The sequence below is a fragment of the Streptomyces calidiresistens genome, assembly GCF_014141525.1.
Taxonomy (GTDB): Bacteria; Actinomycetota; Actinomycetes; order Streptomycetales; family Streptomycetaceae; genus Streptomyces; species Streptomyces calidiresistens.
Genome location: NZ_VKHS01000066.1, coordinates 1 through 12,794, shown reverse-complemented (window position 1 = coordinate 12,794; position 12,794 = coordinate 1). Strand labels below are relative to the sequence as shown.

9 protein-coding genes are annotated in these 12,794 nt (G+C 72.1%); 4 read left to right on the top strand and 5 right to left on the bottom strand.

Annotated features, from left to right (window positions below; all coding sequences use genetic code 11):
- Together FOE67_RS05295 and FOE67_RS05290 are read left to right on the top strand one after the other, a co-directional pair.
- Nucleotides 1-942: amino acid ABC transporter permease (locus FOE67_RS05295; protein ID WP_228473567.1), on the top strand; the 942-nt coding region annotated here is incomplete at its 5' end.
- 65 nt (nucleotides 943-1,007) lie between these two features.
- Nucleotides 1,008-1,760, top strand: a complete 753-nt coding sequence (locus tag FOE67_RS05290) for an amino acid ABC transporter ATP-binding protein (protein WP_182660940.1) — start codon at nucleotides 1,008-1,010, stop codon at nucleotides 1,758-1,760.
- 78 nt (nucleotides 1,761-1,838) lie between these two features.
- Here the strand turns inward: FOE67_RS05290 and FOE67_RS05285 are convergent, their stop codons facing one another.
- On the bottom strand, nucleotides 1,839-2,396 hold the full coding sequence (locus tag FOE67_RS05285) for a GNAT family N-acetyltransferase (protein WP_182660938.1): 558 nt from the start codon (nucleotides 2,394-2,396) through the stop codon (nucleotides 1,839-1,841).
- A gap of 232 nt (nucleotides 2,397-2,628) precedes the next feature.
- Between FOE67_RS05285 and FOE67_RS05280 the strand changes: the two genes are divergently transcribed.
- On the top strand, nucleotides 2,629-3,591 hold the full coding sequence (locus tag FOE67_RS05280; RefSeq protein WP_182660936.1) for a zinc-binding dehydrogenase: 963 nt from the start codon (nucleotides 2,629-2,631) through the stop codon (nucleotides 3,589-3,591).
- 201 nt (nucleotides 3,592-3,792) lie between these two features.
- Entirely contained in the window at nucleotides 3,793-6,675 is a 2,883-nt protein-coding gene (locus FOE67_RS05275; protein ID WP_182660934.1) for a type 1 periplasmic-binding domain-containing protein, read from the top strand.
- A 54-nt stretch (nucleotides 6,676-6,729) separates the two neighbouring features.
- On the opposite strand, the gene FOE67_RS05270 is transcribed toward FOE67_RS05275, so the two are convergent.
- From FOE67_RS05270 to FOE67_RS05255, 4 genes are all read right to left on the bottom strand, one after another.
- On the bottom strand, nucleotides 6,730-7,953 hold the full coding sequence (locus tag FOE67_RS05270) for a PadR family transcriptional regulator (protein ID WP_182660932.1): 1,224 nt from the start codon (nucleotides 7,951-7,953) through the stop codon (nucleotides 6,730-6,732).
- 1 nt (nucleotide 7,954) lies between these two features.
- The gene (locus tag FOE67_RS05265; protein ID WP_182660930.1) at nucleotides 7,955-8,845 is read right to left on the bottom strand and encodes a DUF4097 family beta strand repeat-containing protein; all 891 of its coding nucleotides are present in this window, start codon (nucleotides 8,843-8,845) and stop codon (nucleotides 7,955-7,957) included.
- A 186-nt stretch (nucleotides 8,846-9,031) separates the two neighbouring features.
- Nucleotides 9,032-9,211 carry a DUF6104 family protein gene (locus tag FOE67_RS05260; RefSeq protein WP_182660928.1) on the bottom strand — a complete coding sequence of 60 codons (180 nt, stop codon included), beginning with the start codon at nucleotides 9,209-9,211 and terminating at the stop codon, nucleotides 9,032-9,034.
- Between the two features lie 139 nt (nucleotides 9,212-9,350).
- The coding region (locus FOE67_RS05255) for a multifunctional oxoglutarate decarboxylase/oxoglutarate dehydrogenase thiamine pyrophosphate-binding subunit/dihydrolipoyllysine-residue succinyltransferase subunit (RefSeq protein ID WP_182660926.1) at nucleotides 9,351-12,794 on the bottom strand (3,444 nt) is incomplete at its 5' end.

The window sequence follows — 12,794 nt, the reverse complement described above, 5'->3', positions numbered from 1 at the left end:
GACCGGGGTGCCGCCGACACCGCCCCGCCCACCGGCGACGGCCCCCCGCCCGAGGCGATCAAGGCGATCCCGGTCCGCCACTACGGTCGGTGGATCGGAGCCGCCGCCGTCGTCGCCCTGCTGGCCCTGCTCGTCGCGGCCTTCGCCAACGCCGACGTCAGCTGGACCGTGGTCGGCGACTACCTGACGCACGAGACCATCCTCACCGGCGCCTGGAACACCCTCCAGATCACCATCTACTCGATGCTGCTCGGCGTCGTCCTGGGCACCGTCCTGGCGATCATGAGGCTGTCCTCGAACCCGGTGCTCTCCGGCGTCGCCTGGGGCTACATCTGGTTCTTCCGCGGCACGCCCGTGCTGGTGCAGCTCTTCCTCTGGTACAACCTGGCGCTGATCTTCCCCGTCGTGAACCTCGGCTTCTGGTCCGAGGACATGAACACGGTGATGACCCCCTTCCTGGCCGCGCTGCTCGGCCTGGGGCTCAACGAGGCCGCCTACATGGCCGAGATCAGCCGCGCCGGCATCCAGTCCGTGGACCGGGGCCAGACGGAGGCGGCCCACGCCCTGGGCATGTCGCCGAGCCGCACCATGCGGCGGATCGTGCTCCCGCAGGCGATGCGGGTGATCATCCCGCCGACCGGCAACGAGTTCATCAACATGCTCAAGACCTCGTCGCTCGCCTACGCCATCCAGTACCAGGAACTGTTCCTCGCCGGACGGAACATCTCCTCGCGGACCCTGGCGGTGATGGAGATGCTGATCGTCGTCTCCATCGTCTACCTGCTGCTCACCACCGTGTTCAGCATCGGCCAGTACTACCTGGAGCGGCACTTCGCCCGGGGCAGCGACAACGCGCCCCGCCCCGAGAGCCCGCTGACGCGCCTGCGCGCCCAGCTGACCGCGTTCCGGGTTCGCACCACCGTCGGGAGGGAAAAGGTATGAGCGACGCCACGGACGCCGGGGCGGGCCCCGTCCCCGCCCCCGCCGGCGCACCGGCTCCCGGACCGATGGTCCGCGCCGAGCGGGTGCACAAGTCCTTCGGCCTGGTCGAGGTGCTGCGCGGCATCGACCTGGAGGTCCGCAACGGCGAGGTCTTCTGCCTCGTCGGCCCCTCCGGCTCGGGCAAGTCCACCTTCCTGCGCTGCATCAACCACCTGGAGAAGATCAACGCCGGCCGGCTGTGGGTGGACGGCCGCCTCGTGGGTTACCGCCAGAAGGGCGACAAGCTCTACGAGATGCGGGAGCGCGAGGTCGCCCAGCAGCGCCGGGACATCGGCATGGTCTTCCAGCGCTTCAACCTCTTCCCCCACATGACGGCGCTGGAGAACGTCATGGAGGCCCCCGTCCAGGTCAAGGGGAAGTCGCGGCGCGAGGCCCGGGAGAGCGCCGAGCGCCTCCTGGAACGCGTCGGGCTGGCGGACCGGATGCGCAACTACCCGGCGCAGCTCTCCGGTGGCCAGCAGCAGCGGGTGGCGATCGCCCGCGCCCTGGCCATGGAGCCCAAGCTCATGCTCTTCGACGAGCCCACCTCCGCCCTCGACCCCGAGCTGGTCGGCGAGGTGCTGGATGTCATGCGGCAGCTCGCCGAGGACGGCATGACCATGATCGTGGTCACCCACGAGATGGGGTTCGCCCGCGAGGTCGGCGACTCCCTGGTCTTCATGGACGCCGGTGTGGTGGTCGAGGCGGGCAGTCCCCGGGAGGTGCTGACCAACCCCCGGCACGAGCGCACCCGCGCCTTCCTGTCCAAGGTGCTCTGACCCGGCCCGCCCGGGCCCCGGGGGTCCCCCTCCGCATCGGGAGGGGGACCCCGGGGCCCGGGCGGATCCGGTCCCGCCTCAGCGGCCCGGCCTCCGGGTCCACGCCTCCAGGGGCACCGGCTGCTGGGGGTTCCCGCGCGGCAGCATCCGACCGGTCTTCTCCCAGCCCCACAGCTCGAAGGTGGCCCGGCCGACGGCGTCACCCGGCTCCAGCAACACCACCGCCACCGGTGCGCTCACCCGCGACAGCAACTGGTCCAGCAGTCGGCCGCCGACCCCCCGCCGCCGGTGCGAGGGCCGCACCATCAACTCGGCGACCAGGAACAACTGCCGGGACATGGTCAGCTCCGTCAGCTCCTCCAACTCCTGCGGCACGGTCGAGAAGCGGTCCAGCCAACTGCCCTGCCGATCGATCCGGAACCCGTACGCGCAGCCGACCAGCGCCGGATCGCTCGCGATGACCATGTCGAACTCCGGTTGCTGCAGGTGGTCGGCGAAACGCTGCAGGAAGTCCTCGCGATCCCGCAGGACCGCCCCCGGCTGATCCCGGTAGGCGTCCTCGTGCAGATCCGCCAGCGCGCCGCGCTGATCCTCCGCCTGCCACCGGCTCAGGCGCCGCAGGAACACCTCACCCATCGTCCGCTCCTTCCGCCCCACCCCCGTCTGCGGCGGGGCGCCGGCAGCACGTCGGGGAACGCCACCATTCTTCCGCTCCGGGGAGGCCGACGGGAAGTGCGACGCGATCATCGGGTGGTGCGGTCCCGCCCCCGCACCCCGGTCCGCGCCACGGCCGGCGACGCCGGTGATGTCGATCGCTTACGGCACGCCCCCCTGGCCGCGCCCTCCGGCCCCGGTTAGCTTGGGGATCATGTTTGCCGCTTACGCCGCGCGATTCGACCCCGGGAATCCCCTCGACGCCCTCGAACTGGGCGAACGGCCGGAACCGGAGGCCCCACCGCAGTGGACCACCGTCGACGTCCGGGCCGCCTCCCTCAACCACCACGACCTGTGGACCCTGCGCGGCGTCGGCCTGCCGGAGGAGTCGCTGCCCATGATCCTGGGCTGCGACGCGGCGGGCACGGACGCCGACGGCAACGAGGTCGTCGTCTACCCGGTGGTCGGCGCGAGCGGCCACGGCGTGGGCCCCCGCGAACAGCCCACCATCCTCACCGAGAAGTACCAGGGCACCTTCGCCCAGCGCCTGGCGGTCCCGCAGTGGAACGTGCTGCCCAAGCCCGCCGAACTCTCCTTCGAGGAGGCGGCCTGTCTCTCCACGGCCTGGCTGACCGCCTACCGGATGCTCTTCACCAACGCCGACGTGCGCCCCGGCGACAGCGTGCTGGTGCAGGGCGCGGGCGGTGGGGTGGCCACCGCCGCCATCGTGCTGGGCGCGGCGGCGGGTCTGCGGGTCTTCGCCACCAGCCGGGACGAGGCCAAGCGCCGGCGCGCCGAGGAACTCGGCGCGGAGCTGGCGGTCGAGCCGGGCGCCCGCCTGCCGCACCGGGTCGACGCGGTCATCGAGACCGTCGGCGCCGCCACCTGGTCCCACTCGGTCAAGAGCCTGCGGCGCGGCGGCACCCTGGTCATCTCCGGCGCCACCTCCGGCACCAACCCGCCCTCGGGGGAGCTGAACCGGATCTTCTTCCTGGAACTGAAGGTGGTCGGCTCCACCATGGGCACCAAGGAGGAGTTGGCCGGCCTGCTGAACTTCTGCGCGAGCAAGGGCGTGCGGCCGGTCATCGACTCGGTGATGCCCCTGGAGCGCGCCCGCGAGGGCTTCGGGCGGATGGCCTCCGGCGACCTCTTCGGGAAGATCGTCTTCACCCTCTGACGGAGTCGCTCCCGGAGGCGCCCCCGGTGGTGCCGCGCCCCACGGCGGCCCGGGCCCGGTGCCGGAACCCCCTGTGCCACGGGGTCCCGGCACCGGGCCCGGCACGGTCCTCGACACCGGTTCAATGCGTGGCGTCACCATACGGTAACGGAAGGGTCCGGTGGGGGGTGGGAAACCGTGGCTCCGGGTGATGCTTCCCCCATGGACCAGTCACGGCAGGAGCGCCCGTTACCCGCCTGGCCCGGCATGGGCACACTGATCGCGGCCCTGGACGAGACGATCAGGGACCCGACGAGCGGGTCCCCCGTGCTGCTCGCCATCGAGGAGGCGCCGGAGGGGTCGGCCGGCGCCGACTTCCTGGAGGGATTGAAAGCGCGCTGCGCGGCGGAGCGGGGACACCTCGCCCCGTGCGCGTTCCTCCGGCTCTCCACGTCGATGCCCGGCGACGAGCAGCCGGTGGCGATCCTGGTCCACGGGTTGCGGACCACCATGCCGCCGAACACCGGACGGCTGCGTCTGCCCACCCTCGACCTTCTCCTGCCGACGGTGGAGGCCGAGGAACTGCGAGGGGTGCCCCGTGACCGGCGGGGCCGTGAACTGCGCCGGGTGCTCCTCCACCGCCGCCGGCGCGACTCCCGTTTCCTCGAGGTGTTCAACGGTGAGGCGGAAGCCGCCGGTGGGACCCTTCCCGCCCGGCTCCTGCGGCTGGCGGTGCGGGTGTGGACCGCCGGGGTGGGCGAGTGGTGGTTCGGGGCCCGGGTCAGGTGGGGGCGCGTCGGTCGCGGAGGATGGTTCGAGCGGTGGACACAGGGCCGTATCGGCGGCAGGCGCCCCGATTTCTTCGACGCCGCCGCGCGGCTCGCACCGGGGGCCCCCGAGCCCCTCGATCGTGATCAGGCGTTGCTGGGGGCCCTCTTCGACGATCTGGAAAAGGCATTGAAGCGCCGTTTCCTGCGCCCGGCCCACTCCCGACGTCCCGGTTTCGTCCTGCTGATCGACGCGGTGCCACAAGGGCCCGACGGCCCGACGGTCGAGCGGATGGGGAATTTCCTCGCCGCTCTGCGCCAGGGGATGAAGGAGTGCGCCGAAGCGGGGGTGGTGGTCGTGGTGCGGGTGTCGCCGGAGGTTCGGCACCGGGCGGGCTTTTCCCCGGACCTCCTCGAGCCGAATGACGCGGCGGTCCCGGCTGCCCTTCGGAGGCGAAAGGACGCCGGGGCCGACGACCGGGAGAGCCCCGGGGCGAGCGGTCCGCGGAACGAGTTGGTGATCCGGGTGCCGGAACCCGGAGCCCCCCACGACCGCGAGGCCGAGATCTTCCTGGCCAACCGCCCCAAACTGACCGCCCCTCCCGGTTCGCGCCTCGGACCGCGCACCGCGTTGCTGCTGCAGGTCGGCGCGCTCCTCGCGGTCCCGGCGCTGCTGGTCGGGGGATGGGCGGTGGCGGAACTGCACGGGGACGGCGACGGCCCCTGCCCCGAGGGGCAGTGGGAGGCCACCGGAGGCCTGAGCTGTCTCGGACTGAGCGACGGCACCGAGCCCTTCCGCGGGGTCTCCGAGGAGTTCGGCCCGCTGATCGAACTGATCGCGGAGAACAACGCCCGGGCCGAGGAGTACGGGGAACGCGGTTGGCAGATGCGCACGGTCGTGCACCTGGCCCCGTACACGGCCGCCATGCCGGGCCCGGGGGCGGTGCAGGACAGCACCCTGGCGGAGCTGCACGGGATCGCGCTGGCCCAGCGCATGTTGCTGGAGGAGGTGGGCCGGGACGCGGCCCGGGACCGGGTCGCGTTGCGGGTCCTGCTCGCCAACGCCGGCGCCCGGTTCTCCGAGGGGCCCCGGGTGGCGGGGGCCATCCTGGAGGAGGTGGACGCGGAGGGGATCATCGGCGTCACCGGTCTGGGCCAGAGCCGGGAGGACACCTACCGCACGATGGACGTGCTGGACGCCGCCGGACTGCCGATGATCGGCACCACCGCCACCGCCGACGGCATGCTGGAACGGGGCGCCCAGCAGTACTTCCAGCTCGCCCCCACCAACGACCGGCAGGCCCGGGTGGCGATCTCCTTCCTGGCGCACACCCCCCTGTTGCCCCCCTCCGAGGTCGAAACGGAGCCGGAGGACGCCACCGAGGGCAGCGACGCCGACAGCGACGCCGACCCGGACGACGGCGTCGGTCCCGGGGCGGACGGGGATCCGGCCGCGGGCGATCCCGCGACCGTCCCGGCGGACGCGGCGATCATCGTCTACGACGAGTTGGACATCTACAGCGAGAATCTGGCGGAGGCATTCCGCACCCACTTCCACGAGGAGATCGGGGACCGGATCACCGACGTGCGGTACCGGCCCCGCGAGGGCGTGCACGGGGAGGCCGAGGGCGCCTACTCGCCGGACGCCCTCCGCTCGCTGGGCGAGGTCGCCGAGCACGTCTGCCGACACATGGCCCCCGAGCGCTCCACGGTCGTCCTGTGGGCGGGCCGGGAAGGAGATCTGGTCGGTTTCCTCGACGACTTCAGCCGGGTCGACGGATGTGACTCGCGATTGACCGTGTTGGGTGGGGACGCGGTGGCCAACGCCCTGGTGGGGGAGGTGAACCCGGTGGCCAAGCACAGCGGACTGACCCTCTATTACCTGGTGCACGCCATCCCCGGGACGGACCCGCGCACCGAGCGGGCCCGGCTGTTCAACCGCACCCTGGACGCCTGGGCCGAGGAACGACGGCGCCGGGGCGACGCCCCGCCCCCGGCCACCGGGGAGGTGCTGGAGTCCGGGGGCGCGGCCCTGGGGTGGGACGCGATGGACATCCTGGCCACCGCCGCCGGGCTCGCCCACCGGACCGAGGGGCGCACCGGGGACTTCGACCGCTCGGCGGTCTCCACCGTGTTGAACACCGGGAACGTCAACATCCAGGGCGCCACGGGGCTGTTGACCTTCCGCGAGCGCCGGGTGCCGGTCGAGAAGCCGGTGTACGTGGTGCGCGCCACCGGGGAGGGCACGGAGATCGTCCTCAGCTGCGGGCGGTTCTCGGCGGGTGTGGAGGACACCGCGTGGGGGCCGGACGAGGTGCCCTGCCCCCGGGACGACTGAGCACCGGGGAGGTACGGGCGTCGGGCACCCCGTACCTCCCCGGTGCCCGCCCGATCAGCGGGTCCGGTCGTACGACCCGGGGTCGCGCAGCAGCACGCCCAGGTGGGCCGAGGTCTCCGAGATCAGCCGCCGTGCCTCGCGCAGCTGGGCGGCGGAGACGCCGTGGTCCCGCCCGGCGTCCCGCACCTCGTCGCGCAGGTCGTCCAGCAGCCGGCGCAGCTCCCGCAACCGCTCGGCCGCGGCCTCCGGGGTGTCGGGCTCCTCCTCCGGTCCGCCGGTGTCGGCCTCCGGGGTGTCCCGGTCCTCCGGGTCGGTGGAGCGGTCCGCCTGCCGGCCCGGCCGGGGCATGGTGTGACCACCGGCCCGGCTCCACGCCTCGAACTCGCGGCCCAGCCCCTCCAGACCATCGCGGATGGCGCTCTGCCAGTCCCCGCCGGTGACGTGCCGCCGCACGTCCTCCTGGATGCGGCGCGCGGCCTCCTCCCAGTGCTCGCGGGCCTCCCGGCCCGCCTCCTCGTACCGGGCCCCCCAGTCGGTGCGGTCCTCGTCGCCCGGGGCGTGCCCGGGGGCGTCGGCCCCGTCGTCGGCGCGACCGTTGCCGGACCGGGTGCCGCCGGGCCGGTCGCCGGTGCCGGATCGCTCGCCGGTCTCCCGAGGGGCGTCCGAGCCGTCGGTCCCGCTCCGGGGGGACTCCTCGCGCCCCCCGCCGAAGGGACCACCGGGGCCGAAGGGGCCACCGGGGCCGAACGGGCCGCCCTCGCCGAACGGCCCGTCGGGGCCGAAGGGACCCCCGGCGCCGCGCCGGCCGGGGCCGCTCTTGCGGAGGCGCTCGGAGCCCCCGGTGCCACCCGAATCCCCGGCACCGCCGGGGGCACCCGCCCCGGCTCCCCGCCGGGCCCGATCGGCGGCCCGGCGCATCTCCTCGCGCAGGGACCGGGCCGAACCGTGCACGTCCTCCCGGATGTCCCCGGCCAGGGCGGCGAGGGAGGCGTGGATCTCGCGCTCCAGGTGGGTCAGCTCCTGCTCGCGCGCGGCCAGCTCGGCCTCTCCCTCCGGGGTGAGGGAGTAGACCTTCCGGCCGCCCTCGGTGGTGTGGGTGACCAGGCCCTCGGCCTCGAGCTTGGCGAGCCGGGGGTAGACGGTCCCGGCGGAGGGGGCGTACAGCCCCTGGAAACGCTGTTCGAGCAGCCGGATCACCTCGTAGCCGTGGCGGGGGGACTCGGCGAGCAGCTTGAGCAGGTACAGCCGCAGGCGACCGTGACCGAAGACGGGGGGCATGTCAGACGTCCTTCCGCAGGGTGCCGGCGGTTTCGGGCTCCTCGGGGCCGGCGGGCCGACGGAGCAGGGCGATCGCCCCGGAGACACTGTGCAACCGCACCGAGCCGGCGCCCGTGCCGATGGTGCCGGTCAGGCGGTGCGAGCCCCACTGCCTCTCGGTGGTCAGCGCCGGGAACTCGCTGGAGAGGGCGCCGGTGGTGGTGTGGGCGCCGACGGTGGCTCCCGGCTGCTCGGGGAGGCGGACGGCCAGCTCCCCGGAGACGCTGTGCAGTCGGACCTCGCGCTCACCGGGGACGGGGACGAGGTCGATCAGCGCCCCTCCGGTCACGGAGTCGGCCCGTACCGACCTCCCCGCGTGGCCGACCAGGGTGAGGTCCCCGGAGACGGTGGTGAAGCGCAGGTCGCCGGTGAGCGACTCGGCCTCCAGGGAACCGGAGACGGTCTCCGCCCGGACGGCGCCGGTGGGGCCGACCAGGGTGACGTCACCGCTCACGCTGCGCACGCAGGTGTCGCCGGTGAGGCCCGAGACGACCGCGCCGGCGCCGACCACGCCGATGTTCAGCCGGGCGGCGGCGGGCACCGAGAGCGAGACCACCGCGCGGCGCTCGGGGATCCCGCGGTCGAAGAACCGCAGGAAGCCCTGCCAGGGGACGTCGTCGTAGCCGATGACCAGACGGGTGCCCTCGCGGGTCACCCGCAGGGGCGCGCCCTTCACCTCGGAGATCTCCAGCGCGGCACCGGGGGCACCGGTGGTGCCGACGATGTTGACCGCGCCGTTGACCAGTCGGAACTGGACCTCCTCCACGGGGCCCCCGACGTCGAACGCGGCGGGCTCCTCGATCAGTCGGCCGGTCCCCCACTCCTCGCCGGTGCCGCCGGTCTCGCCGGTCATGGATCCTCCCGCACGCTCAACAGCCCTGATGATGGGGATGGCGCGGCGACTCGTCCCCGCCATCCCCATTCACGATATATCGCGTGTCGGGTTTGTCAAGCTATTGAGTATCGCGTTGTGCGGCGCGGGCGCGCGATCGACCCCGTGCCCCCGGGCCGACCCCGGGCCGACACGGTCGATCGCCGACTACTCGTCGTCCTCGTCGTCCAGGCGGGCCAACCAGGTCGCCAACCGCTCCACGGGCACCTCGAAGTCGGGGTTCAGATCCACGAAGACCCGCAACTGCTCCGCCAGCCAGCCCAGGGTGACCTCCTCGTCCCCCCGACGCCCCTCCAACTCCTCGATCCCGCGATCGGTGAAGTACACGGTGTGTTTTTCCTTCCTTCTCGCTGCCTCTTCGCCGCCGGGCGCGTCTCCCCGCCGGGCGGCCCCGCCCACGGCGAAGGGCCGGACCCCGTGACCACGGGACCCGGCCCTTCGCCGAGGCGTCACCGACACCGGTCGGTCAGATGTCGAAGACCTCGTTCACCAGCGCCCGCTGCTCCGCCTGGTGCCGCTTGGCCGAGCCCACCGCCGGGGAGGAGGAGGACGGCCGGGACACCCGGCGCAGCCGGTCGGCGTTCGGCACCGGGTCCGATCCGATGATCAGGTCCAGGTGGTCCACCAGGTTGAGCGCGATGAACGGCCACGCACCCTGGTTCGCCGGCTCCTCCTGGGCCCAGATGAACTTCTCCGCGCCCCGGTAACGACCCATCTCGGTCTGGATCTCCTCGCCGGGCAGCGGGTACAGCCGCTCCAGCCGGATCAGCGCCGTGTCGGTCGCGCCGCGCTTCTCCCGCTCCGCCGCCAGGTCGTAGTAGACCTTGCCGGAGCAGAAGACCACCTTGTTGACGCCCGCCGGGTCCACGGTGTCGTCACCGATGACCGGACGGAACCCGCCGGTGGTGAACTCCTCCGCGGTCGAGGTCGCCGCCTTCAGCCGCAGCAGCGACTTCGGGGTGAAGACGATCAGCGGCTTGTGGTGCGGGTTGTGGACCTGCCAGCGCAGCAGGTGGAAGTAGTTCGACGGCAGGGTCGGCATCGCCACGGTCATGCTGTCCTGCGCGCACAGCTGCAGGAACCGCTCGATGCGGGCCGAGGAGTGGTCCGGTCCCTGACCCTCGTAGCCGTGCGGCAGCAGCAGCGTGACCCCGGAGGTCTGCCCCCACTTCTGCTCGGCGGAGGAGATGAACTCGTCCACGGTGATCTGCGCGCCGTTGACGAAGTCGCCGAACTGCGCCTCCCACATCACCAGCGCCTCGGGCCGGGCCAGCGAGTAGCCGTACTCGAAGCCCATCGCCGCGTACTCGCTCAGCAGCGAGTCGTAGACGTTGAACCGGGCCTGGTCCTCGGAGAGGTACAGCAGCGGGGTGTACTCGTCGCCGTTCTTCTGGTCGATGAGGACCGAGTGCCGCTGCGCGAAGGTGCCGCGGCGGGAGTCCTGACCGGCCAGCCGCACCGGGGTGCCCTCCAGCAGCAGCGAGCCGATGGCCAGCGCCTCGCCCATCGCCCAGTCGATCGTGCCGTCCCCGATCATCGCCGCACGCCGCTGGAGCTGCGGCAGCAGACGCGGGTGGACGGTGATCCGCTCGGGGATGTTGACCTGCGACTCGGCGACCCGCTTGAGCACGTCCTGGCTGACACCGGTCTCCACGGCCACCGGGAAGGCGGGACGCGGGGCGGGCAGATCGGCGCCGGCCGGCGCGTCGGTGGCCTCGCGGACCTCCTTGAAGACCTTCTCCAGCTGCTCCTGGAAGTCCTGGAGCGCCTGCTCGGCCTCCTCCACCGTGATGTCGCCGCGCCCGATCAGGGACTCGGTGTACAGCTTGCGCACCGAGCGCTTCTTGTCGATCAGGCTGTACATCAGCGGCTGGGTGAAGGCCGGGTTGTCGCCCTCGTTGTGGCCGCGACGGCGGTAGCAGACCAGGTCGATGACGACGTCCTTGTTGAACGCCTGCCGGTACTCGAAGGCCAGCCGGCCCACCCGGCACACCGCCTCCGGGTCGTCGCCGTTGACGTGGAAGATCGGGGCCTCGATCATCCGCGCCACGTCGGTGCAGTACATCGAGGACCGCGAGGAGTCCGGCGGGGCGGTGTAGCCGACCTGGTTGTTGATGACGATGTGCACGGTGCCACCGGTGCGGTAGCCGCGCAGCTGGGACATGTTCAGGGTCTCGGCGACCACGCCCTGACCGGCGAACGCGGCGTCGCCGTGCAGCAGGATCGGCAGCACCGTGAAGTCCGCGCCGCCCTTGCCGATGATGTCCTGCTTGGCCCGGGCCACACCCTCGACCACCGGGTTGACCGCCTCCAGGTGGGAGGGGTTGGCGGCCAGGGTGACCTTGACCTTCTCGCCGCCCAGGCCGGTGAAGGTGCCCTCGGTGCCCAGGTGGTACTTCACGTCGCCGGAGCCGTGCATCGACTTCGGGTCGAGGTTGCCCTCGAACTCGCGGAAGATCTGCGCGTAGGACTTGCCGACGACGTTGGCCAGCACGTTCAGCCGACCGCGGTGGGCCATGCCGATGACGGCTTCGTCCAGGGACGCGCCCGCGGCCTCGTCGAGGATCGAGTCCAGCAGCGGGATGACGGACTCGCCGCCCTCCAGGGAGAAGCGCTTCTGACCGACGTACTTGGTCTGCAGGAAGGTCTCGAACGCCTCGGAGGCGTTGAGCCGGCGCAGGATCCGCAGCTGCTCCTCGCGCTCCGGCGGGGTGTGCGGACGCTCCACCCGGTCCTGGATCCACTTGCGCTCGCTCGGGTCCTGGATGTGCATGTACTCGATGCCGGTGGTGCGGCAGTACGAGTCGCGCAGCACGCCGAGGATGTCACGGAGCTTGAGCATCGCCTTGCCCGCGAACCCGCCGACCGCGAACTCCCGCTCCAGGTCCCACAGGGTGAGCCCGTGTTCCTTGATGTCCAGGTCGGGGTGGCGGCGCTGCTTGTACTCCAGCGGGTCGGTGTCGGCCATCAGGTGGCCGCGCACGCGGTAGGCGTGGATCAGGTCGAAGACCCGCGCGGCCTTGGTGACCTCGTCGTCGTGGCTGACGTCGATGTCGCGGTGCCAGCGGACCGGCTCGTAGGGAATGCGCAGGGCCTCGAAGATGCGGTCGTAGAACTCGTCCTCGCCCAGCAGCAGGTTGCTCATCACCCGCAGGAACTCACCCGAGGCGGCACCCTGGATGACCCGGTGGTCGTAGGTGCTGGTGAGCGTCATCACCTTGGAGACGCCCAGGCGGTTGAGGGTGTCCTGGGAGGTGCCCTGGAACTCCGCGGGGTACTCCATGGCGCCGACGCCGACGATGACCGACTGGCCCGGCATCAGACGCGGCACCGAGTGGACGGTGCCGATGCCGCCGGGGTTGGTCAGCGAGGCGGTGACACCGCTGAAGTCGTCCATCGTCAGCTTGTTGGCGCGGGCGCGCCGGACGATGTCCTCGTAGGCCTGCCAGAACTCGAAGAAGGTGAGCGTCTCGGCCTTCTTGATGGCGGCCACCACGAGCTGCCGGTCACCGTTCGGCTTGACCAGGTCGATGGCCAGGCCGAGGTTCACGTGCTCGGGCTTGACCAGGGTGGGCTTGCCGTCCCGCTCCGCGTAGGAGTGGTTCATGGACGGCATCGCCTTGAGCGCCTGCACCATGGCGTAGCCGATGAGGTGGGTGAAGGAGACCTTCCCGCCCCGGGCGCGCTTGAGGTGGTTGTTGATGACGATGCGGTTGTCGAACAGCAGCTTCACCGGCACCGCGCGCACGGAGGTGGCGGTCGGCAGCTCCAGCGACGCGTTCATGTTCCGCGCCACGGCGGCGGAGGGACCGCGCAGGACGGTGTACTCCGGTCCGGCGCCGCTCCCCTCGTCCTTCTTCTTCGCGGCCGGCGCGTTGTCCCGGGGGGTGCGGGCGGCCGGGGCCTTGGG

Excerpts from the sequence above, each read along its gene's own strand:
- FOE67_RS05275 (WP_182660934.1), top strand. The coding sequence starts at position 3,793 with ATGGACCAGTCACGGCAGGAGCGCCCGTTACCCGCCTGGCCCGGCATG.
- FOE67_RS05270 (WP_182660932.1), bottom strand. The coding sequence starts at position 7,953 with ATGCCCCCCGTCTTCGGTCACGGTCGCCTGCGGCTGTACCTGCTCAAG.
- FOE67_RS05285 (WP_182660938.1), bottom strand. The coding sequence starts at position 2,396 with ATGGGTGAGGTGTTCCTGCGGCGCCTGAGCCGGTGGCAGGCGGAGGAT.
- FOE67_RS05265 (WP_182660930.1), bottom strand. The coding sequence starts at position 8,845 with ATGACCGGCGAGACCGGCGGCACCGGCGAGGAGTGGGGGACCGGCCGA.
- FOE67_RS05280 (WP_182660936.1), top strand. The coding sequence starts at position 2,629 with ATGTTTGCCGCTTACGCCGCGCGATTCGACCCCGGGAATCCCCTCGAC.
- FOE67_RS05290 (WP_182660940.1), top strand. The coding sequence starts at position 1,008 with ATGGTCCGCGCCGAGCGGGTGCACAAGTCCTTCGGCCTGGTCGAGGTG.